15 protein-coding genes are annotated in these 22,899 nt (G+C 59.8%); 6 read left to right on the forward strand and 9 right to left on the reverse strand.

Annotation, left to right across the window (positions count from 1 at the left end):
- Nucleotides 1-83 precede the first annotated feature (83 nt).
- A complete protein-coding gene (locus tag OO306_RS12400; protein WP_027593552.1) occupies nt 84-830 on the forward strand; it encodes an SDR family oxidoreductase in 747 nt (248 codons plus the stop codon).
- A gap of 6 nt (nt 831-836) precedes the next feature.
- Here the strand turns inward: OO306_RS12400 and OO306_RS12405 are convergent, their stop codons facing one another.
- The 5 genes from OO306_RS12405 to ccoG form a co-directional block, all read right to left on the reverse strand.
- Entirely contained in the window at nt 837-2,558 is a 1,722-nt protein-coding gene (locus OO306_RS12405) for an ATP-binding protein (protein WP_265968884.1), read from the reverse strand.
- A 31-nt stretch (nt 2,559-2,589) separates the two neighbouring features.
- Entirely contained in the window at nt 2,590-4,659 is a 2,070-nt protein-coding gene (locus tag OO306_RS12410; RefSeq protein WP_265968885.1) for a PAS domain-containing sensor histidine kinase, read from the reverse strand.
- A 64-nt stretch (nt 4,660-4,723) separates the two neighbouring features.
- The gene (locus OO306_RS12415) at nt 4,724-6,379 is read right to left on the reverse strand and encodes a PAS domain-containing sensor histidine kinase (RefSeq protein ID WP_265968886.1); all 1,656 of its coding nucleotides are present in this window, start codon (nt 6,377-6,379) and stop codon (nt 4,724-4,726) included.
- 57 nt (nt 6,380-6,436) lie between these two features.
- Nucleotides 6,437-7,846 (reverse strand): GntR family transcriptional regulator MpaR, encoded by a 1,410-nt coding sequence (gene mapR, locus OO306_RS12420; RefSeq protein WP_027593548.1) that lies wholly within the window; start codon nt 7,844-7,846, stop codon nt 6,437-6,439.
- Between the two features lie 52 nt (nt 7,847-7,898).
- Nucleotides 7,899-9,302 (reverse strand): cytochrome c oxidase accessory protein CcoG, encoded by a 1,404-nt coding sequence (gene ccoG, locus OO306_RS12425; RefSeq protein ID WP_099429130.1) that lies wholly within the window; start codon nt 9,300-9,302, stop codon nt 7,899-7,901.
- Between the two features lie 244 nt (nt 9,303-9,546).
- Between ccoG and OO306_RS12430 the strand changes: the two genes are divergently transcribed.
- Nucleotides 9,547-14,478, forward strand: a complete 4,932-nt coding sequence (locus OO306_RS12430; protein WP_265968887.1) for an RHS repeat domain-containing protein — start codon at nt 9,547-9,549, stop codon at nt 14,476-14,478.
- 273 nt (nt 14,479-14,751) lie between these two features.
- Here OO306_RS12430 and OO306_RS12435 read toward each other — a convergent pair whose 3' ends face one another.
- Nucleotides 14,752-14,991, reverse strand: a complete 240-nt coding sequence (locus OO306_RS12435; RefSeq protein WP_027593546.1) for a DUF3203 family protein — start codon at nt 14,989-14,991, stop codon at nt 14,752-14,754.
- Nucleotides 14,992-15,145: 154 nt separating this feature from the next.
- On the opposite strand from OO306_RS12435, the gene OO306_RS12440 reads away from it, so the two are divergent.
- Complete coding sequence (locus tag OO306_RS12440; protein ID WP_238213352.1) at nt 15,146-15,676, forward strand: MgtC/SapB family protein; 531 nt, start codon at nt 15,146-15,148, stop codon at nt 15,674-15,676.
- Between the two features lie 529 nt (nt 15,677-16,205).
- Here OO306_RS12440 and OO306_RS12445 read toward each other — a convergent pair.
- The 3 genes from OO306_RS12445 to OO306_RS12455 all read right to left on the reverse strand — a co-directional run bounded on the left by OO306_RS12445 (nt 16,206) and on the right by OO306_RS12455 (nt 18,470).
- Nucleotides 16,206-17,105 carry a hydroxymethylglutaryl-CoA lyase gene (locus tag OO306_RS12445; protein WP_027593544.1) on the reverse strand — a complete coding sequence of 300 codons (900 nt, stop codon included), beginning with the start codon at nt 17,103-17,105 and terminating at the stop codon, nt 16,206-16,208.
- A 20-nt stretch (nt 17,106-17,125) separates the two neighbouring features.
- The gene (locus tag OO306_RS12450) at nt 17,126-17,524 is read right to left on the reverse strand and encodes a MerR family DNA-binding transcriptional regulator (protein WP_027593543.1); all 399 of its coding nucleotides are present in this window, start codon (nt 17,522-17,524) and stop codon (nt 17,126-17,128) included.
- A gap of 67 nt (nt 17,525-17,591) precedes the next feature.
- A complete protein-coding gene (locus tag OO306_RS12455) occupies nt 17,592-18,470 on the reverse strand; it encodes a helix-turn-helix domain-containing protein (protein WP_099454378.1) in 879 nt (292 codons plus the stop codon).
- Between the two features lie 172 nt (nt 18,471-18,642).
- Here OO306_RS12455 and pobA point away from each other — a divergent pair, with 172 nt between their 5' ends.
- The 3 genes from pobA to OO306_RS12470 all read left to right on the forward strand — a co-directional run bounded on the left by pobA (nt 18,643) and on the right by OO306_RS12470 (nt 22,865).
- A complete protein-coding gene (pobA, locus tag OO306_RS12460) occupies nt 18,643-19,830 on the forward strand; it encodes a 4-hydroxybenzoate 3-monooxygenase (protein WP_265968888.1) in 1,188 nt (395 codons plus the stop codon).
- Between the two features lie 277 nt (nt 19,831-20,107).
- Nucleotides 20,108-21,913 (forward strand): gamma-glutamyltransferase, encoded by a 1,806-nt coding sequence (gene ggt, locus OO306_RS12465; protein WP_265968889.1) that lies wholly within the window; start codon nt 20,108-20,110, stop codon nt 21,911-21,913.
- A gap of 70 nt (nt 21,914-21,983) precedes the next feature.
- Nucleotides 21,984-22,865: a LysR substrate-binding domain-containing protein gene (locus OO306_RS12470; RefSeq protein ID WP_085274280.1), complete on the forward strand. Its 882-nt coding sequence runs from the start codon at nt 21,984-21,986 to the stop codon at nt 22,863-22,865.
- The last annotated feature ends 34 nt before the right edge of the window (nt 22,866-22,899 follow it).

Raw genomic sequence — 22,899 nt, forward strand, 5'->3', positions numbered from 1 at the left:
CGCTTTGGGGAAGGGGTGGCATTCCCATGCGTTGGCATTTGTCCTATTGTCGAAAGCCCACTTTCAACAGCATTGGCAGGCCCATGGAGAATGTCATCGTCATTACTGGCGCCAGCCGAGGTATCGGCGCGGCGACAGCCCTGCTGGCCGCTCGGCAGGGGTATCGTATCTGCATCAATTACCACGCGGATGACCAGGCTGCCGAGCGCGTCCTTGGGCAGGTCCGCGCGCTTGGCGCCGAAGCGATTGCTGTGCGGGCCGATGTCAGTGTCGAGGATGAGATCATTCAGCTGTTCCAGCGTGTCGATGAGGCGCTTGGCCCGGTGACTGCGCTGGTCAACAACGCGGGCACCATCGGCCAGCAGAGCCGTGTCGAGGAGATGTCCGAGTTTCGCTTGCTCAAGATGATGAAGACCAACGTCGTTGGGCCCATGCTTTGCGCCAAACATGCGCTGTTGCGCATGGCGCGTCGGCATGGCGGGCAGGGCGGGGCGATCGTCAACGTCTCTTCAGTGGCTGCGCGCCTGGGCTCGCCCAACGAATACGTCGACTACGCGGCCTCCAAGGGCGCGTTGGATACTTTTACCCTTGGCTTGGCCAAGGAAGTGGCAGGCGAGGGCGTGCGGGTCAATGGCGTGCGCCCAGGCTATATACACACGGGCTTCCATGCGCTTTCCGGTGATCCGGACCGGGTCGCCAAGCTCGAACCCGGGTTGCCCATGGGCCGCGGCGGCCGGCCAGAAGAAGTCGCCGAGGCCATTGTCTGGTTGCTCTCGGACAAGGCCTCGTATTCCACCGGCAGCTTCGTCGATTTGGGCGGCGGGCGCTGAGGCGCCTTATCCTTCCAGTAACTGGCCGACCTGCTCGGCCAGTGCCTCGAGGCTGAAGGGCTTGGTCAGCACGCGCATGTCGGTTTCCAGGTTGCCGTTAGCCAGCGCTGCACTTTCGTCGTAGCCCGTGACGAAGAGCACCTTGAGCCCGGTGTAACGCCCGCGCAACGTGTCGGCCAACTGGCGCCCGTTGATCCCGCCCGGCAAGCCCACGTCGCTGATCAGCAGGTCGGGCGCGGGTTGCTCTGCCAAGCCTGCAAGTGCTTGGGGGCCATCTTCGAACATCATTACGTCATGGCCCAGGTCATGCAGCACTTCAGCAATCACCAGGCGCATGGCGCTGACATCCTCGACCACGGCGATTCGCTTTATCGCGCCTGTATTCGAGCGCGGTACCGGTACCGCGGGTTTGAGTACGGCAGGCGCAGGCTGCGCGTGGTGTCTGGGCAGCAGCAAGCGCACCGTGGTGCCTTGGCCCAAGGACGATGCGATGTGCAGTTGCCCGCCGGACTGGCGCACAAAACCGAAGACCATCGACAACCCTAGGCCCGTGCCGCGGCCAAGCGGTTTGGTGGTGAAGAACGGGTCCACGGCGCGCGTCAGGGTCTCATCCGTCATGCCACTGCCGTTGTCTTCGACGCTGAGGCAGAGGTAGTCGCCAGGCGTTAGCTCAAGCTGCGCAGCCTGCTCGCTGGCCAACGAGACATTGCACAGGGCGATACGGACCCTACCCCCGTCGGGCAGAGCATCGCGTGCATTGATGCATAAATTGAGCAGGCTGCTCTCAAGTTGAGGAGGGTCGATATGCACCGTCCAGCAAGCGTCGCTGCACTGGTAGTCGAGTTCGATGTGGGGGCCGGTGCTGCGGCTGATCAGTTCCAGCATGCCGGTGACCAGCACCGCGACGTCGGTGGCGCGTGGCTGCAAGGTCTGTTGACGGGAGAACGCGAGTAATCGATGAACAAGCGCCGCAGCCCGTTGTGCCGCACTATGGGCGCTTTCCAGCAAAGGGGTAATGGTTGCCTTGGGCTGGTCGATGGCCACCCTGTCCCTGGCCAGCTCCAGGGCACCGAGAATGCCGCCGAGCAGGTTGTTGAAGTCGTGCGCAACACCCCCTGTCAGCTGACCTACAGCCTCGACTTTCTGCGCTTGGCGCAAAGCCTCTTCGGCCTTCTGGCTCTGCGCCACGGCCTGTTCGACACGCTGCTCAAGCTCTGCGTTGAGGTCTTGAAGGGCACTCTCAGCGCGCTTGCGCGCTGTCACATCACGAAAGATCACCGCCACCTGATGGTTGTGGGCCGGTTCGATACGGATTGCCGCTAGGCCAAGGCAGCGGCCGGTGGCAAGCAACTCATGCTCGAAGTACAGCGGATTGCCAGTCCGCTCCACGGTGCCGAAGTAGTCCAGCCAGACATGGGCCTCGTCGGGTATCACTTCCCGCAGGGTCCGGCCCACGACATTGGGCAGCCCGGCATGCCTGCAGTAAGCCGGGTTGGCCATCAGGTGTACATAATCGCTCAACGGCCCAAGCGGTCCATCGATGAACTGGATGATGCAGAAGCCTTCTTCCATGTTCTCGAACAGAAAGCGGTAGCCTTCCGACGCCTGCGCGCGTGCGTTCAAGCGCAACAGTTCGCTGTTCAACTGGCTGTTTTGCTGTTCGAGCTGATCGATTCGCTGGCGTAAACCCTCCAGCTCATCGGTTGTATTCAAGCAATCACTGGGCATTCATTTCGCTCCATCGATAAACCACGGGCCGCTAATGCATCAGCAGCTGTGCGACCCTTTCCACGAGTGCCGCCAGGTCAAAGGGTTTGGTCAATACACTGGACGCTTCCAGGGGTTGGCCGTGACTGAGTACAGCGCTTTCATCGTAACCGGTGATGAACAGCACTTTTATGTGCGGGTGCAGTACGCGGCATCGGTCGGCGACTTGACGCCCGTTCAGCCCACCGGGCAGGCCAATATCGGTGATCAGCAGGTGCGGCGGGGGGCACTGCTCAAGGTACGCCAGCGCGCTTGGGCCGTCGGCGAATGCCTGGACGTCATGGCCGAGCTCTTCGAGTACTTCGCGGATGACCAGGCGCAGGGGCTCCTGGTCTTCTACCAATACGATTTGCCCAGTCGGCAAGCTGTTGCCACTCGCCGGGAGTTGAGCCGGGGTTTCGAAACTGTTCATCGCTTGCCAAGCAAGGTGGCGGGGCAGGTACAGTTCGATCAGCGTGCCTTCATCGGGCTTGGACAGGATACGCATCTGCCCCCCTGACTGGCGCACGAAGCCGTAGACCATGGAAAGCCCAAGGCCAGTGCCCTGGCCCATTGGCTTAGTGGTGAAGAACGGATCCACCGCGCGCGCCGCGACCTCTGCCGACATGCCTCGCCCGTTGTCCTTGACCCCAAGGCGCAGGTAATCGCCTGCAGCCAGGTCGAGCCCTTGGGCACGCTGCAAGTCAAGGGTCAGGTTGTCGCCGCTGAGGGTAATTGCCCCACCTTCAGGCAGTGCGTCTCGGGCGTTGATGCACAAGTTGAGCAGGGCGTTTTCCAGCTGTGGCGGGTCGATGAACGTTGGCCACAGGTGCTGCGGGAAGTGGCTGTGCAACTGGATGGACGGGCCGATGCTGCCACGGACCAGCTGCTCCATGCCATTGACCAAGCGGGTGACATCGGTGGGCTGGGGTTGCAGCGTCTGCTGGCGCGAGAACGCCAGCAGGCGGTGCACGACAGCGGCGGCACGCTGCGCCGCGCCACTGGCAACGTCCAGCAAGCTGCCGAGTTGGTCGTGACGCGCCTGTTGCAAGCGTTGCTGCATCAATTCCTGGGCCGCCAGAATGCTACCCAGCAGGTTATTGAAGTCATGGGCGATGCCGCCACTCAGGTGCCCCACGGCCTCCATTTTCTGCGCATGCCGCAGTGCCTCTTCAGCGTTGAGCAGGCGCTGCTGGGCGGCGACGCGTTCGCTGATGTCATACGCGAACAAGTAGGCACCAAGAATCGCGCCATCAGGGTCGCGAAGGCAGTTGAAGCGCAGCTCGTAATGCCGTTGTGCAGCCCCCTTGCCGAAACGCTGGGTTATCGTGAACTGCTCGCCCGCCAGTGCACGCTGCCACATCGGCATGATCACGTTCAGGTCGGTGAGGTTATCGCCCATCAGCGCGGGCACAGAGTCGCCCACTTCCGGGGTGGCGCCATACAAGTAATGAAATTCCAGCTTGGCCTGCCGGTTGATCGCCAGCCAGCGCAAGTTGCTGTCGATCATGTGCACGTTGGCCAGGCTGTGCTCGACCAGCTCGGCAAACAGCTGACGTTCCGCCAGCGCGGCACTGACTCGCTGCTCCAGCTCTTCGTTCAACCGCTGCAGGGCCAGCTCTGCACGACGCCGTTCGGTGACATCCTTGAACAGCACCGCCACCTGGCGCCGCTCAGCGGGTTCGACGCGAAAGGTGGTGACGGACAGGACATGGCCAGTGGCAACCAACTCCTGTTCGAAGTGCAGCGGCTCGCCGGTGCGCAGCACTTCGCCGTAGCGGGCTACCCAAACGTCGGCCTCGTCGGGGACCATCTCGCGCAGTTTTTGCCCGACCACGTTGGGGATGCCGGCATGTTTCGCATACGCTGCATTGGCTACGACATGCACGTAGTCACTCAAGGGGCCATGTGGCCCATCGAAGAACTCAATGATGCAGAACCCTTCGTCCATGGTGTCGAACAAGGAGCGATAGAGAATCTGATCGTGTTCCTGGTGGCTCGCCAACTGCGACTCCAGCAGTGCGTTACGGCGCTCCAGGTCTTCGACGTGTTGGCGCAGGGAAAGCAGGTCGCGGGAAGGCATGCCGACGTCCGACGAAATTAAAGGCCCAAACTCTAACGTGTTCACCCCAAGGGCGAAAACACCCTTAACGCAAATGCGCAGCCACGCCCAGCAAGCGATCGATGCGCTCACCCAGTGCCTTGAGGTCGAAGGGCTTGGACAGCACCTCGGTGCGCTCTGCAGGCCAGCCTCGGGCCATGCTGCTGGCAATGTCGTAGCCGGTGATCAGTATCACCGGTGCTTCGTTGGCAAGGCCCCGGTAGGCCTCTGCGAGCTGGTTGCCGTCGATGCCGCCGGGCAGGCCGACATCGGTGATCAACAAGTCAGGCAATGGGCCGTGCTGCAACGCCTCGAGTGCGCTGCGGCCGTCCTCGAAAACCTGAACCTGGTGGCCCAGCTCTTTCAGCACTTCGCCGAGTACCAGGCGCAAGGTCGCTTGGTCTTCTACCAGCATGATCCGGTGTGGCCTGTGAAGCGGCCTGGCGTCAGCATGTTCAGGCGCAGTGCAAGGATGCTCGTGTGTGGTGCTTTCGTCCTGGGGCAGATACAGGTGGACGCTGGTGCCTTGCCCAGGCGTGCTGTCGATGCGTAATTGCCCGCCAGACTGGCGCACGAAGCCATAGACCATCGACAGCCCCAGGCCAGTACCCTGGCCCATGGGTTTGGTTGTGAAGAACGGGTCGAGGGCACGCTGCATCACGTCCTTGCTCATGCCCATGCCAGTGTCGTCCACCCGTATGTGCAAAAACTGCCCTGGCGGCACGTCCAGTCGGCGGGCCTGCTCGTCGTCGAGCTCGGCATTCTCACAGCCAATGCGTAGGGTGCCGCCCAGGGGCATGGCATCGCGGGCGTTGATGCACAGGTTCAGCAGGGCGTTTTCCAGCTGTTGAGGGTCGATGCGGATCGACCATTGGCCGGCCAGTGTCCGGTCCTGCAAGTCGATGTGCGAATCGATCGAACTGCGGATCAGGTCGTGCATGCCGGCCACCAACCGCTGTACATCGACCGGTTGCGGCAGCAGTGTTTGCTGGCGCGAAAAAGCCAACAGACGCTGCACCAGCGAGGCTGCACGCAGCGCGCTGTCCTTGCCGACTTCGAGCAGCCTGGCGGTGTCCAGCACGCGACGCTGGCTCAGGCGTTGCCCGGCCAGCTCCAGTGCGCCAAGGATGCTGCCAAGCAGGTTGTTGAAGTCATGGGCAATGCCACCGGTCAATTGGCCGACGGCTTCCATTTTCTGTGACTGGCGCAGCGCTTCTTCGGTTTGGTGCAGGCGTTCCTGCTCGGCAATGCGCTCGGTAATGTCGTAGGCGAACATATAGCCGCCCTGGATGCGCTGCTGCGCGTCGAGCAGCGGGTGGTAGCGGATTTCATAGTGGCGCAGGGCGTCAGGTGGCCCGAGGGCGATGGTGTCGATGAACGCTTCGCCGGCCAGCAGGCGCGGCCATACGGGGGCCAAGCGACCCATGATGTCCGGTTGGTTGGCCAGAAACTGCGGGATGTAATCGCCGATCTGCGGCACAAAACCGCGAAACCGCTGGAAGGTTTCGCGGGCGGTCCGATTGATCGCCAACAGGCGCATTTTGCGGTCGGCTGCAAACACGTTGGCCAAGCTGCTGTCGACCAGTTCACCGAGCAGCTTGTTGTTTGCCAGCGCGATGTCATCGCGCTGGGCCAGCAGCGATTCCAGCTCTGCGACACGTGCCTGCAGTTGCTCGTAGGAAGCTTGCGTGACTGGCTGCATGGTGTCGAACCGGTGAGCGGATCGGGCAACTATAGTCGCGGCGCAGGCTAACAGCTATCAAAATGAACGAATGATTCGCCCCAGGGTCTCCATGGCCTTTTCGGCGCCGTCATGCCAGGGGCTGCCGTAGTTCAGGCGGATGCAGTTACCGAAGCGACGGGTCGGTGAAAAGATGGGGCCGGGGGCGATGCTGATGCCCTGGGCCAAGGCCATGTGGAACAGCTTGAGCGCATCCATCTGCTCTGGCAGTTCAAGCCACAGGAAGTAGCCCCCAGACGGTTGGCTAACCCGCGTCTGCGCCGGGAAGTGGCGGGAGATGGCGGCGAGCATGTTAGCTTGCTGGCCTTCCAGCGCGTAGCGCAGCTTGCGCAAGTGGCGGTCATAGCCGCCGTGTTGCAGGTAGTCGGCGATGGCCGCCTGGGCCGGCATCGATGCGCACAGCGAAGTCATCAACTTGAGGCGTTCGATCTTCTGCGCGAAACGCCCGGCGGCCACCCAGCCGATGCGGTAGCCGGGCGCCAGGCTCTTGGCGAACGAACCGCAGTGCATCACCAGGCCTTGAGTGTCGAAGGCCTTGGCGGGCTTGGGTGCCTGTTGCGCGTAATACAGTTCGGCGTAGACGTCGTCTTCGATCAGCGGCACCTGGTGGCGTGCCAGCAACTCGACCAGCGCCTGCTTCTTGGCCTCCGGCATGCTGGCGCCTACCGGGTTCTGGAAGTTGGTCATGCACCATACGGCCTTGACCGGGTGCTTCTCCAAGGTCTGCGCCAGCACGCTCAGGTCCATGCCTTCGCGCGGGTGAACGGGAATTTCCACGGCTTTGAGTTTGAGCCGCTCCAGCACTTGCAGGCAGGCGTAAAAGGCCGGCGCTTCAATCGCCACCAGGTCGCCGGGTTCGGTCACGGCCTGCAGGCACAGGTTCAGGGCTTCCAGCGCGCCATTGGTGATCAGCAGCTCCTCCATCGGCAGCATCAGCCCGCCGACCATGTAGCGCAGGGCAATCTGCCGGCGCAGTTGGGGGTTGCCGGGCGACAGGTCGGTGACCACCATGCGCGGGTCCATCGCACGGCTGGCACTGGCCAGCGAGCGCGACAGGCGCTGCAGCGGGAACAGTTCGGGGCTTGGGAAGGCCGAGCCGAACGGCACCGTGTTGGGGTCCTTTATCGAGTCGAGGATAGAGAACACCAGCGCGCTGACGTCGACATCGGTGGACTCGCTGACCGGCTGCAAGGCCTGCGGTTCGCAGAACTGGCGCGGTGCATGGGCGTTGACGAAGTACCCCGAACGCGGGCGCGCGCGAATCAACCCGCGCCGTTCCAGCAGGTAATAGGCCTGGAACACCGTGGACGGGCTGACCCCGTGGGTCTGGCTGGCATAGCGCACCGACGGCACCCGCTGGCCAGGGCCTAGCACACCCGAGCGGATCAGTTCGGCAATGTCATCGGCGAATCGTTCGTAGCGTTTCATTCTGGCCTTCTGTCGAAGCCTGGCAGGCAAGGTGGAAAAACAGTGTAAGGGATCAGCGGTTCATCGGTGCGACGAAGCGGCTTTGAGCCACGCTGCGCACGGCAGGTTCGTCACTGTCCTGCACTTCGAAACTCAAGGTTTGCGAACTGCTGGTCGGGCGTTCTGCAAGCATCGCCACCGAGACCGGCAGTTCGCTCATTTCGCCAGCCGGGATGATGAACTCGGTCTTGCCCTGCAGGGTGAAGCCGTCAGCGTCCAGCAGACGCAGGTGATAGCGCTGGGTGCTTTCGGTCTTGTTGATGACCTTGAGCAGGTAGATGTTCTCGATCTGGCCTTGGGCGTTCTCGCGGAACAGGCCGCGGTCCTTGATCACGTCCAGCGACACCATCGGGCGCAGTTGCAAGGCAACTACCAGCGCGCCGATCATCACCACCAGTGCCGCGGCGTAACCCAACAGGCGCGGGCGCAACCAGTGGGTGGTGCCGCCCTGCAGGCTGTGTTCAGACTTGTAACCGATCAGGCCGCGCGCATACCCCATCTTGTCCATGACTCCGTCACAGGCGTCGATGCAGGCCGCGCAGCCGATACAGGCCATTTGCAGGCCATCGCGGATGTCGATGCCGGTGGGGCAGACCTGCACGCACATCGTGCAGTCGATGCAGTCGCCCAGGCCTTGGGCGTGGGCGTCGCTGCCTTTCTTGCGCGGGCCACGGGTTTCGCCGCGGCGCGGGTCGTAGGCCACCGCCAGGGTGTCCTTATCGAACATCACGCTTTGGAAGCGGGCATAAGGGCACATGTGCAGGCACACCGCCTCGCGCAGCAAGCCGGCATTGATGTAAGTGGCGGCGGTGAAGAACAACACCCAGAACAGCGCGACGCCACCCAACTGCAAGGTGAACAGTTCTGCCGCCAGGGGCCGTATCGGGGTGAAGTAGCCGACGAAGGTCAGGCCGGTGAGCAAGCCGATGGCCAGCCACAGGCTGTGCTTGAGCGCCCGACGGGCCAGTTTTTCCAAACTCCAGGGGGCAGCGGCAAGCTTGATGCGCTGGTTGCGGTCACCTTCGCTGACCTTTTCGCACCACATGAACAACCAGGTCCAGGTACTTTGTGGGCAACTGTACCCGCACCACACGCGCCCGGCGTAGACCGTGATGGCGAACAGGCCAAAGGCGCAGATGATCAACAGCGCCGACAGCAGGATGAAGTCCTGCGGCCAGAACGTTGCGCCGAAGATATGGAACTTGCTGCTGCCCAAGTCCCAGAGCACAGCCTGGCGGCCGTTCCAGGTAAGCCAGGCGGTGCCAAAGAACAGGGCGAACAGCGCCCCCGCAAAACCGATCCGCAGGTTGCGGTACAGCCCGGTGAAACTGCGGGTGTGAAGGCCGCTGTCAACGTGGCGTTTGGCGGCTGAACTTGCGGGCGCGGCGATCTCGGTAAAGGGGATTCTATCGTTCATGGCTCGGTGCTCATCAGGCCTCGATCAGGCATGAGCACTATGGCCCCCGAGCTGTTATCAGCACAGGCTCAGGTTTGGCGATAAAAACCGTATCAGATGATCAGCAAAACCACGCCAGGCCTTAGGATTTGTACGAAAAAAAGACACATCCACCTGTCATTTCTATCAGTAGCGAATCTGTCTAATCATTCAGTAGATTGAGGTGTCCTGGGATTTCCCAGTGCGCTTTCAAGGAGCACACGCTATGAGCACAAGCACACAAGAAGGGAAAGTTAATTTTCATAGCTATATAGACAGCGGCGTCGACCCGCTCACCGGAACGTTTTCAGCTAATATTCTTTTAGCAACCCTCGTTGATCCATCCTTCGAAATCCGCCTTTGTTTCTCCCCACTAAACCTGAAGGACTTCGGCTTTGGTAAAGGTTGGCGCATACCTGTTTCGGTTTACAATAAGAAAACAAAGCTTTTGTCATTGTCTGACGGGCGCCTCTTTGAGGTGAATGATGACTTGTCTTTGAAAAACACATCCGGCGACGTTTTTTTTGAAGAAGAGGGTAGCCACGGCTATCGGGTGACTTATCGTAAAAGCGGAATAATCGAAATACTTGAATTTGGCAAGTCCGATCATTGTCCGTGCACAGCAAGGCTATCGGCGATCGGTACAGGTATACGCTACGAATGGGGTTCATATGAGGATGGAAAAGAGATTAGACTCGCAGCCATTTATAGAATCAATCACGCTGCTGAAAAGCTCTTGTCCGTGCGCTATGAGTACGGTAGCGTGCGCGTCGAGATTTGGCCATCCTTTCCTGAAGCACGCTTGTTTACATGGGAGTGCGGACTTCGAGCTTACACGCTCACCAACCACTCACTAAATATCGCAAACCACTGGGAGTTCCTGTGCAATGAATTCGACGCACTTGAACGTATAACATATCCCACAGGCTATAAAGAGGCAGTGGGCTTCCAAGGAAGCAGGGTTAAATTTCATCTGACTGCCACTACCTTCACCGGATACCACTACAGTGAAGAATTGAGGGTATCTTCTTCACTTACCCTCCCGCTCAATGACTATCAACCTCTTTTTGACGCCCCGAAAGAGTATATATTTTACGGTTTCAACGAATCTGGAACACTTCATGAAAAGTCACACATAACCTTCCGTCAAAACAGTGTACTTGACGGTGCTGCAGGGTTGTTGCATGAAGCCCTCGTTAAGAATAATCCATTCACGAGACACGTTCCAGGGGGGGGCCAGATAACTCAGCAGTTTGACACCCTTTTGGACAATTTTAGCGGAACTCTATTTTCATATCCAGATTGCAATCTCGTTACTACCGTCTACGAATACAATAAATATTTCAGCATCACTAAAGAAACTCATAACGGTGCGGGGGGTGAAATTCGTTCGGCAACTTGGGGGTATGATGAATACGGACGAATTACTGAACTCAACAGTGACGAAGCAACACAAACTTTTTCCTACCATAACCCCGGCGACTGTAAAAGCGCTATTCGTTCAAAAGAGACGTCCAAGCCAAATAACTACGCAGACGCCAACCTCACCGAGACGAATTACGTATATGGCTCCTATGACCTCAGCTGCAAAATTCACGACACACTAACAGTCGCTATCAAGGCTGAGCTGCCGACCTACGTCATCAAGGGCAATGGCGAGCAGTACTCCAAACGTGTGAACGAGATCAATTTTTGCGAGTACAATCAGCCATCCGAAAACAACGTTGACTCCCTGCGACCCGCTAGGTTGACCTCACACATAAGCATAAAAGGAATTGACGACGACGATTTTTTTTCCTACTCATCGAACCAAGTGGAGCGTGTCATTAATAGACAAACAAAATCAAACCACCCAGAAATCCAAACATCATCACTGGACTTCAACTACACGCACACTCAGAATGAAACAACCCGAACCACAACATTTACAAGCCATGATGGGCTTACACGACGCACGGCAAACTCAGTGTCGAAGCACACCGGCCTTCTATTATGGGAGCAAGATTTCTCCGGAAACACCTCTTCCTATACTCGGGATGGATTGGGCCGCCTGACCAAAATCATCAACAACGAAGGAACTGACTTCGAAACCTCAGAAAGTTATGAGCACGGGCTGGCGTCGGCTGACCAACGAAAAAAAATATTGGGTGACACCCACGGCATTGCCTCTTCATTAGCTTCCTATATCATACATACTGACAGCGCAGGAAAGAAAACACTGTCTGGTTTCGACAGCCTCAATCGAGAGATTGAGGTATGGGAATATAGTCAGCCCCCAAGCAATGAATGGGTGCTATTACAGCAAAAAAAATATCACGGCTCCAAAATTCATAAAACCATCGATTGTGGCTACAGCGCAGGTAGAACCACGTCCCGTACTACAATCACACACCACCCCAATCTCAATGCTCGAGTTGACATTGAATTAGATTCCACCCTGAGTGAAAACACCCAAATAAAGTACACACAAGCTGACGAACAACAAAATATCATTCACACTCTATCATTTGACGCTTCCAGTATCGCTTGGCATTCCCTGCCTGAGGCTCATAATGGTTGGTTTGAACAGCCGCTTCACTTTGAACAGTCGCTTCAATTTGAAGAATGCTCTATTTCAATTTTCCCGCTTGTCCCTGTGAAAAGCGAGTCGTTCGGCTGGTATGAAATGCAGCAACTGGACGTGTGCGGCAACGTTATCCGTATTGACCGCTATGCACTCGCAGCCTCCTCCGTCGATAGCCATGGGCTGGTTTTAACACCCCATTCCACCAGCACACAGACCTATGTGGCAGATAGACGCACCTCCGTCACTGACGAACTAGGGCGTTGCACCAAATTCACTTACGATGTTTTCGATCGCCACGCGACCACTACCTTTGCCGATGGCAGCATTTTGACCAAGTCTTATCCCGCGCATACTGATAAAGAGTTGATCGAACGCATTACGCTGACCTCTGGAAAAACGGAGTACGTGCTAGGCGAACAGGTATTCGACGGCCTAGAGCGTATGCTCTCCAGCACGAGTGCATGTAAGTGCACCTTCACCTACCTGGATAACGACCTCGCACCTCAGACAGAGACGTTCCCCCGGGGCACGCTGAGCTATGAGACCATTCCCCAACTCGGCAGCGCAGTGAAGTCAATCAAAAGCGGCAACCTGCATCACAGCTTCAGTTACGACAAGCAGACAGGGTTGCTAAACGAGTTCGAGGACCAAAGCGGCTTCAAGACAACCCTTAGCTACGGAGCGCTTGGGAAACCGAACACAGCGGTGATCCTACCGATCAAAGGCAGTGCTGTTGTGACCCAGTCGCAGACCCTCTCGGCGAACGGCAGGTGCGTTGAGTACACAGATATCACCGGAAACACCCAGACGCGAAAGCATGACGGACGCGGCAATATCACGGAAATAGACGACCCTGATGTATTTGTCAGCGCAACCTATGACGCATTCAGCCGGGTCCAATCCCAGAAGATCCTCGACAAAAAGACACACAAAAACCTGATTATCACGTATGGCTACAATGCATTTGGCGAAGAGATAAAACGCACGATCACCCCTGAAGGTAACAATGCCAAGCGCATTGACGTCGAGCAGACTTATTTCAAGAATCGACAGCTTGCCTCCCGTAAGGTCATGAAAGGTGGTACACCCTTGCGGGACGAGACATTCTCCTATGACGTGCGCAACATGCTGAGTGGTTATACCTGCAGTGGCAGCGAGCTTCCAGTGGATGCTTACAACAAGGCGATCACCAAACTTGAACTCAAGCATGACTCGCAAGGCAACATGCTCGAATGCATCAGCCACTTCAACGGGGGCACAGATAAGGCTACATTCCATTACAACAACCCCAAAGTGCCATGCCAGCTTAGCGAGGTCACCCATACTCATGCCGATTACCCGGCGTGCATTGCACTCGAATATGACGGCAACGGCTGTCTGATAAAGAATGAGAAAGGCCAGACACTCAGCTACGATGCCCTCAATCGCTTGGCCAGCCTCAAGGACGGCAAGGATACCTTCCTGTATCACTACGACCCACAAGGCCGTCTACGCTCGCGCAGCAAGCTCACGGAACGCACAGAGTGGTTTTACGATCTCGGATCGGACGTCCCGCTAAGGGTCACTGAGCGAAAAGGTAAGGAGCATGTGCGGATCTGCAGACTCGCCGAGCAGATAGCTGCATTGACCTCCGAAGCGGACGCGTCGCGACTAATCAGCTCAGACCGCATGGGCACACCACAAGTCGCCTATGATGGAAAGGTGGATCCAGCGCTCACCAAGTGCTCCCCTTTCGGTATAACCGATGCACCACTGGCAACTGGTTGGAGCGGCGCTCTGTTCGATGAGGTCAGCGGTTACTACCATCTTGGTGAGCGTCAGTACAGCCCTACACTGATGCGCTTTACCACCCCAGACAGCTGGAGCCCGTTCGATGCAGGAGGCATCAATTGTTATGCTTACCTTGACCCGGTCAATTGCCCCGACCCGAGCGGCCACATCTCGTTTTGGGGCTGGCTCGGTATTGCGGCGGCAGTTGTATTAGGCATTGTTTTGGGTGTGCTGACCATGGGAGCAGGTATCGCGGCCATTTCTGCATTCGGCTTTTCAATTGCCGCAGGCATGATGGTTGCAGGCGGCGCCTTGATAGCCGCTTCAGGCGCGGTCGCCATCGCGGCCGAAATCGTGCGCGACAATGATCCCTCGACGGCCAAGACGTTGGACTGGGTTTCGTACGGGCTGGGAGTTGCGGGCTCAGTGTTGGCAATCGGCGCCGGTTTCGCGCGAGGTGCTGCACAAACCTCGTTACACGCCGTTCGCAGCGGTGCCCCGAGAATAGGCCGATTGGCGAGGCTTGGGATGAGAGAGGTCAATAGCCAAACCTTGGCGATTGAAATGAAGCCGATGGGGAAGGCGCTGACACTTGGTAGCGAACGCGCCATGTACACTGAGTTCAGAGGGGGGGCGAGGTACGCCTACAGCACATCCTCGAACATGGTCAGCGGGGTGCAAAGCGTCGGTAGCTCTCTGTTTTTGAATTTGTTTGCTCGCATGGCTTCCACTGCATCTTTCCGCTTGGTGGGTGTAACGATGGGCATGGAGGCTCTGCTGGGTCTAGGCATAGGTGGTAAACACCACTCTTCGAATGTCTGAATAGCCATTCTATGTGCAGTCTTTAAATTGACGTCGCCCCACTTCGTGAGTATTCACGAGGTGGGGCATCTCCCCGCTAATGATGGCTGCTGGGTTCTATCCAGGCACTGAAGTACGCGGCGCATGAGCCGTGAGACGGGCCTATCACTCGCTAGCATCATGCGTATCTGGCATGCGTTTGTGTTCAGGCCGCATCTTTTGTCAACAAGGCAGTCGCCGGTGCGGCACGGGCACTGGGCATGTAATTTTCAGTGGTACTTCAGAACCACAATTCTAGATTACCGAGCCTGGTACGCTGGTCTTCAGATGCCTGCGGCTATCCACCGCACCCGCTACGGTCAGGGCATCAGCTTCTGCTTCGGTGATCGGCACCCGTTCCCCCGCCAGCACCGCCACCGACATGCGCAGCTGCTCATCGGTGATGATTTCGATGGCAGGGCCATCGCCTTCGAGGTGCACGTGGTCGCCGATGAGCGTGCAACGGCGGGTGCTTTCGTCGATTTCAACCGGCATGGGAATGTCCTCTTGGTGGCGGTTACAGGTGTGACCACTGTGCAGAGGTGGTTGCTGCATCGATCCGCTGGGCGGGATGTATCGCACTTGCCGGCGCTGCGCGAGTCAACTCTCACAGAGGCAGCCCCAGCGCATTTTGATCAGGAGCGTCACGATGAACCCTTGGTGGCATCCGATTTGGCAAACCATTCAGGCTGAGTTCGCCGACCTCGGCGACGAGCGCGAAGTCACGCAGGTGCTGGTGCGCCTGCTGATGGCGGCCGTGCTGGGTGCGGTGCTGGGTTTTGAGCGTGAGCACAAAGGCAAGTCTGCCGGCGTGCGTACCCACATGCTGGTCTCGCTGGGCGCTGCGCTGTTCGTGTTGGCGCCGAGCATGGCCGGGGCCGACGAGCAGGCGCTAAGCCGGGTGATCCAGGGCATTGTCGCCGGTATCGGTTTTCTGGGCGCGGGTACCATTCTCAAGGGCAACGGCCAGGACACCAGCCACGTGAAAGGGCTGACTACCGCAGCAGGGCTGTGGATGACCGCCGCGATCGGTACGGCCGCTGGCATGGGGCGCGAAGCCACGGCATTGATCAGCACGGTGCTGGCACTGTTGGTGCTGGGCACGATGCCTATGCTGGTGGACAAGGTCGAGAAACAGGATGAGGAGAAACAGAGCGAGGAGGAGGGCAGGAAGCACTGAGGGGAGCCGAAGCTCCCCCCAAAGCGTTGTTGCCTGCTCTTTTTATTATTGAAGACGGCCTTTTGTTGTTTTTGTCAGCCTGTCTTTGTGTCGCGGGCGACCCCCATGCGGGGTCAAGAACAAACGTATTTTTTTGAGCGCTGACCTGCTTTCATCATGACTGATCCGATGCTGACTGCCGCTACCTTGAGGTAGTTTTATTGTTCTGTGTCAGACCGCGGGGCGTACCCCTGAAAAGCGTGTCTACTCCAAAAAAATCTGCTTGCTACGCCTCTGCCGTGTTGTTCTTGTTATGTCAGAGCCGTTACCTGTTGTTTTTATTGGGTGTCACATTTTTTTTGTTCTTGTACCAAAGATATAGCATGGCCCGTGCCAACTTTTTCAAATCCTTTAAAATCAAGCACTTAGGTGTTTTGGTGAAAAACGCTCGACCTGAAATTTTGTCGATTTGTTTCCCTGTTACCCGATTTTTTGCTGCGAAACGTGGGGGAGGTAACACTCCACCCACATTCATGTGACACCCGTGTGACTAGTGCGCGCTGCGTGCGCGTGCCACTCGCGACCCGTTGGCGCGGCCCAGCACCGTGCTGATGCGTTGCCCTGCGGCGATCAAACGGTCCAGGTCGATGCCGGTCTCGATGCCCAGCCCCTGTAGCAGGTACACCACGTCTTCGGTGGCGATATTGCCGGTGGCGCCCTTGGCATAGGGGCAGCCCCCCAGCCCGGCCACCGAGCTGTCGAACACATTGATACCTTCAAGCAGGCTGGCGTAGACGTTGGCCAAGGCCTGGCCATAGGTGTCGTGGAAGTGCCCGGCCAACTGCTGGCGGGGCACCTGGGCCGACACCACGTCGAACAGCCGGCGGGTATCGCCTGCAGTGCCGGTACCGATGGTGTCGCCCAGCGATACCTCGTAGCAGCCCATGTCATGCAGGGCGCGGGCGACCGGGGCGACCTGTTCGGCGCTGACCTTGCCTTCATAAGGGCAGCCCAAGACGCACGACACATAGCCACGCACGCGCACGCCGTGGCTGCGCGCGGCCTCCATGATCGGCTCGAAGCGCTTGAGGCTGTCGCTGATCGAGCAGTTGATGTTGCGCTGCGAGAACGCCTCGGATGCTGCGGCAAACACCGCCACCTCTTTCACCCCGGCAGCCAGGGCATCCTCGAAGCCGCGCAGGTTCGGCGCCAGGGCGGCATAGGTAACACCTGGCCGCTGCACGATGCCTGCGAACACCTCTGCGGAACCGGCCATCTGCGGTACCCACTTGGGCGAGACAAAGCTGCCGACTTCGATGTAGGCAAGGCCCGCTTCGGTGAGGTCGTCAACCAGGCGCACCTTGTCGGCGACGCTGATGGGCTGGGCTTCGTTCTGCAGACCGTCGCGGGGGCCTACTTCGACCAGACGGACTTCTTTAGGCAAGGGCATGGCGGGTTTCCTGTGGCGGGTCAACGGTTGTCTTTGTTGTTCAAGGTCGCGGCAAGGGCCTGCTCGCAGCGCTCCTGGGCGGTGTCGAGCTCCAGTTGCATCTGATGAATGTCGAGCATCTGCTGCTCCAACTGGGCACGTCGTTCGGCGATTTTCACCAGCATGCTGTTGAGCTGTTTCAGGTTGCCGCTGGTGGGGTCATACAGCTCGATCAGTTCACGGCATTCGGCGAGGGAAAAACCAATGCGCTTGCCGCGCAGGATGAGCTTCAGGCTGACTTTGTCACGTGCCGAGTAGATGCGTTCCAGGCCACGTCGCTCGGGGCTCAGCAAGCCCTGTTCCTCGTAGAAGCGGATGGCACGGGTGGTGATGTCCAGCTCGCGGGACAGGTCGGAGATGCTGTAGGTCTGGAGGCTCATGCGGGGGCTCGGCGTGGGGTATGGGGCTATCCTGAATGCAGGTTGACGTTTACGTCAAGCAGGGGCGCTATTCAGGCACCCCCACCCGGCGATAGCCATTGGGCGTCTGCCCGCTCAGCCGCTTGAAAAACCGCGCGAAGTAGGTGGGGTCGGTAAACCCCAGGCTATCTGACAATTGCCCAATGCTCATGCGCGTATAAAGAAGGTTGCGCCGCGCCTCCAGCAGCAGCCGCTGATGCACCACCTGCAAAGCCGTTTGCCCGCTCAGTGCCCGGCACAGCTGGTTGAGCTGCAGGCTCGAGACGTTCAGGCGCGCGGCGAAGTCCTCCACGGACAAATGCTCGCGGTAATGCGCCTCGACCAGGCGCAGGTATTGCCCGAGCAACTGCCGGTCCCGTTCGTCACGGTTACGGGGCGCCTGGCCCAGTTGCTGCCGGCGGCTGATCCAGACCATCAATGCGGTCACCAGCGCCTGCAGCATCGTCGCCCGTGCCGGGGCATTGCCCTGATATTCCTGCTGCAGCGTGTCGATCAGGCTGCGTAAACGCTGGCGGTCCTTGCCCAACGCATAGCACGCCGGCGTGGCCAGCATGCCCAGCGGCGCGCCCAGTTGCTGTTCCAGTTCGGCCACCAGCGCGGTGCCGAAGGTCAGTACATGCCCCTGGATGTCGGCACTGAAGCGAAAGCCGTGCACGGTCAGTGGCGGTACCACCTGGATGGCGGCCTGGCTGATTGAGCTGCGGACACCTTCGATCTCCACCTCGGCCTGGCCACGCTGCACATACAGCAACTGGAACAGCTCGGCATGCTGGTGCGGCTTGATCTCCCAGTGGTGCAAGCGGCTGCGTGCCGGGATCGACTCGCAGTGCAACAGGTCGGTGCCGGGCCACGCCTGGTTTTCGCCGTACAGCTGGAACAACGGAATGCCGGGGAGGGTGGATTTCATGCGGTTTTGCCTGTCCGTTAATCGAACGTTTTTTGTAAAAGTGCAGGTTATGCATGGAATAGCACACTTAACCGGCAGCCTTTGCCAGTAAAAATGCAGGTGTAAACCCTAACAGCAGATGCCATGCCACTGCCAGTCCAGGGCCGGCATCGCCCGACTAGAGACAACAACAATGAAAACTCAGGTTGCAATCATCGGTGCAGGTCCGTCCGGCCTGCTGCTCGGCCAGTTGCTGCACAAGGCCGGTATCGAAACGGTCATCGTCGAACGCCAGACCCCCGAATACGTGCTCGGCCGCATCCGTGCCGGCGTGCTGGAGCAGGGCACAGTCGACCTGTTGCGTGAGGCCGGCGTGGCTGCGCGCATGGACCGCGAAGGCCTGGTGCATGAAGGCGTCGAGCTGCTGGTCGGCGGGCGTCGCCAGCGACTCGACCTCAAGGCCCTGACCGGTGGCAAGACGGTGATGGTCTACGGCCAGACCGAGGTTACCCGTGACTTGATGCAAGCGCGTGAAGCCAATGGTGCACCGATCATCTACGCGGCGAGCAATGTGCAGCCGCATGAGCTCAAAGGCGAGCGTCCGTACCTCACGTTCGAGAAGGACGGGCAGGTTCACCGCCTGGACTGTGACTACATCGCCGGGTGCGATGGCTTCCATGGCGTGTCTCGGCAGAGCATCCCCGAGGGTGTGCTCAAGCAGTACGAGCGGGTGTATCCGTTTGGCTGGCTGGGCTTGTTGTCAGATACCCCACCGGTCAATCACGAGCTGATCTATGCCCATCACGAGCGGGGCTTCGCGCTGTGCAGCCAACGCTCGCAGACGCGCAGCCGCTACTACCTGCAGGTGCCGTTGGACGATCAGGTCGAAGCTTGGTCCGACGAGCGTTTCTGGGACGAGCTCAAGGCCCGCTTGCCCGAGGACGTGGCGGCGAGCCTGGTGACCGGCCCTGCGCTGGAAAAAAGCATTGCCCCGCTGCGCAGCCTGGTGGTCGAACCGATGCAATACGGGCACCTGTTCCTGGTCGGCGATGCCGCCCACATCGTCCCGCCTACCGGTGCCAAGGGCCTCAACCTGGCGGCATCGGACGTCAATTACCTGTACCGGATCCTGGTCAAGGTCTACCACGAAGGGCGTACCGACCTGTTGCAGCAGTACTCGCCGCTGGCCTTGCGCCGGGTCTGGAAAGGCGAGCGATTCAGCTGGTTCATGACCCAGTTGCTGCATGACTTTGGCACGCACAAGGACGCTTGGGACCAGAAGATGCAGGAGGCTGACCGCGAGTACTTCCTGTCGTCGCCGGCGGGGTTGGTGAACATTGCCGAGAACTATGTGGGCTTGCCGTTCGAAGAGGTGGCGTAGGGGTAGGGCTGGAGATTTTCAGCGCCTGCAAAATCGAGCGCCGCCCGCGCGGCGCATCGCGAGCAACGCTCGCTCCTACGTGTGTTTCGGGCCAGTGAGTCCTATGGCATGGGCGCGCGCCCCTTGGTGCCCGCCTCGATATCGAGTTGGAAAAACAAGGCGGTCGCGCGCCGCCATCACAGGCATAATTGGCCCGAAACAAACGTAGGAGCGAGCGTTGCTCGCGATGCGCCGCGCGGGCGGCGCTCGATCTCAAAAGCGAAATCAATCCATCGCCATGCACTCAAGCCTCTCATCACTCCCCCGGCAACTGATAACCGCCCTGTGCCTGGCCGCCACCGCTGGCCCAGCCTGGGCCGACCAGGTACTACCCCCACCCCCAGAATTGCAGTCCGGCTACCGCAGCGCCTTGCTACCCGTCCACGCCAGCCGGCACATGGCCGCAGCTGCCAACCCGCTGGCCAGCGAGGCGGGGCGTGCGATGCTGCGCGCCGGTGGCAGTGCCATCGATGCGGCGATCGCCATGCAGATGGTGCTCACCCTGGTCGAGCCACAATCCAGTGGCATTGGTGGTGGGGCCTTCATCCTCTATTGGGACGGCAAGCGTGTGCAGGCGTTCGACGGCCGTGAGGCGGCGCCTGCAACGGCCACGGAATCACTCTTCCTGCAAGCCGACGGATCGCCGATGCCATTCAGGGCGGCGCAAATCGGTGGGCGTGCGGTCGGCGTTCCTGGCGTGCTACGGGCGCTTAAACTGGCCCATGAACAGCATGGCAAGCTGCCGTGGCAGGATTTGTTCGCGCCTGCGATAGCGCTGGCGCAAAAGGGCTTTCCAGTCTCTGAGCGTCTACACACCTTGCTGGCAGCTGACCCTTATGTCGCCCGCTCACCCAGCATGGCCCGCTACTTCCTTGGCGAAAACGGCAAGCCACTTCCGGTCGGCACGATGCTGCGCAACCCCGAGCTTGCGCAGACCCTGGCGCGCATCGCCGCGCAGGGGCCTGATGCGTTCTACACCGGTGAGGTGGCCGAAGCGATCGTTGCTCAGGTGCGTGGGCATGCCAATGCGGGGCAACTGTCATTGCAGGACCTGAGCCAGTACCGGGCGCGCGAGCGGGAGCCGGTCTGTGGCCCGTACAAACGGTGGCGTATCTGTGGCATGCCGCCGCCTTCTTCGGGCGGGGTCGCTGTACTGCAGACACTGGGCATCCTTGAAGCGCTGCAGCGCGCGTCGCCGCACTATGACCTGGCGAAACGTGCGCCACGCGCCACGTCATCGCCCGCCGGCCTGGAGCCCACGCCGCTGGCGGTTCACATGATCGCCGAAGCCGAACGCCTGGCCTATGCCGACCGCGCCCAATACCTGGCCGACAGCGACTACGTGCCGGTGCCGGTCAAAGCCCTCATCGACCCTGCCTACCTCGCTGGGCGTGCCGCCCAGATCGGCACCTACAGCATGAAGCGCGCCCGCCCCGGTACCCCGCAGGGCGGCGACCTGGCCATGGCCCCCGACCGTTCGCCGCTGCGTATTTCCACGTCGCACCTCTCTGCCGTGGACGACAGTGGCCAGGCCTTGGCCATGACCACGTCAGTGGAGGCGGCGTTCGGGGCGCATTTGATGGTCAAAGGTTTTTTGCTGAACAACCACCTGACCGATTTCTCGTTTTTGCCACAGGAGCAAGGTAAGCCCGTGGCGAACCGGGTCGAGCCGGGCAAGCGCCCCTTGTCGGCCATGGCGCCGACCTTGGTGTTTTCGCGGTCATCGGGTGAACTGGTGGCCAGCCTCGGTTCCCCCGGCGGCTCGCAGATCATCGGCTACGTGAACAAAGCGCTGGTCGGCCTGCTGGACTGGCAACTAAACCCGCAACAAGCCAGCAACCTGCCCAATTTCGGCAGCCGTAATGCCGGCACCGAGGTGGAAGCGGGGCTGACCAGCCCGGCGCTGATCCGGCAACTGGCGGCCTGGGGGCACGAGGTCACGCCCATGACCATGACCAGCGGCATGCAGATCATCCAGCGCACTGGCGCTGGCTGGTCCGGGGGCGCTGACCCGCGACGCGAAGGCGCGGCACTCGGCGATTGAGCAAGCGCGTTGCGGGGTGCGAGGTGGCGTGATAGAACGCTACCTTGCCATTCAGAAGTTGAATACCCAGATGTCCATCAGCGTAAAATCGAATAGAGCACTGTTCGACCTCGACTTGCTGCGCGCGATCGTCGTGGTGGCCGATTGCGGCAGTTTCACCACCGCCGCCGCGCGCCTGCACTCGACCCAGTCCACCATCAGCCAAAAGGTCCGCCGACTCGAAGAAATGGTCGGCCACCGTTTGCTGGTGCGCGGCAACCGTGACGTGCTGCCCACCGATGCCGGGCAGACCTTGCTCGGCTATGCCCGCCATATGCTGGCCTTGAACGACCAGATGCTCGAAGCGCTGGCAGGGGCGATGGTCGGTGTCACCGTGCGCCTTGGCGTGCCCGAGGATTTCGTCGGTGGGCGCACCACCAACGCCCTGTCGGCGTTCAGCCGGCTGCACCCGCAGGTCAAACTGGAAGTGACCAGCGGGCTGTGCCGCGACCTCAGCCAAGCCTACGACAATGGCGAGCTCGACTTGGTGCTGCTGAAGCAGCGGCGCAACAGCCGCGAAGGGGTGGCCTGCTGGCCGGAGCGTCTGCAGTGGATCGACAGTGCGCGCACGCCGGCTTTTGAACTCGACCCGATCCCGTTGGTGACCTTTCCGCCACGCGGGCTGTACCGCGATGACATGATCACCGCCATCGAAGGCATGGGCCGGCGCTGGCGCATCAGTTTTACCAGTTCCAGCCTCAGCGGCATCCAGGCTGCAGTCGCCGATGGCATGGGCATCAGCCTGCTACCGCCGCGGGCGGCAACGCGCGAGCACCGGGTGCTGGGGGGCGAGCAGGGGTTGCCCGAGGTCGACAGCTACGAAATTGTCATCGTCCATCGGCCCACCGCAGACGTGATGGTCAAGGCACTGGCCGAGGTGATGACGCAATTGTTGGCTGGAGGTGGGATCTAAAAGCAATTAGAATCAGTCGCATTCATACCTTTAG

The sequence above is a fragment of the Pseudomonas sp. DCB_AW genome (genome assembly GCF_026240895.1).
GTDB classification, from domain to species: Bacteria; Pseudomonadota; Gammaproteobacteria; order Pseudomonadales; family Pseudomonadaceae; genus Aquipseudomonas; species Aquipseudomonas kermanshahensis.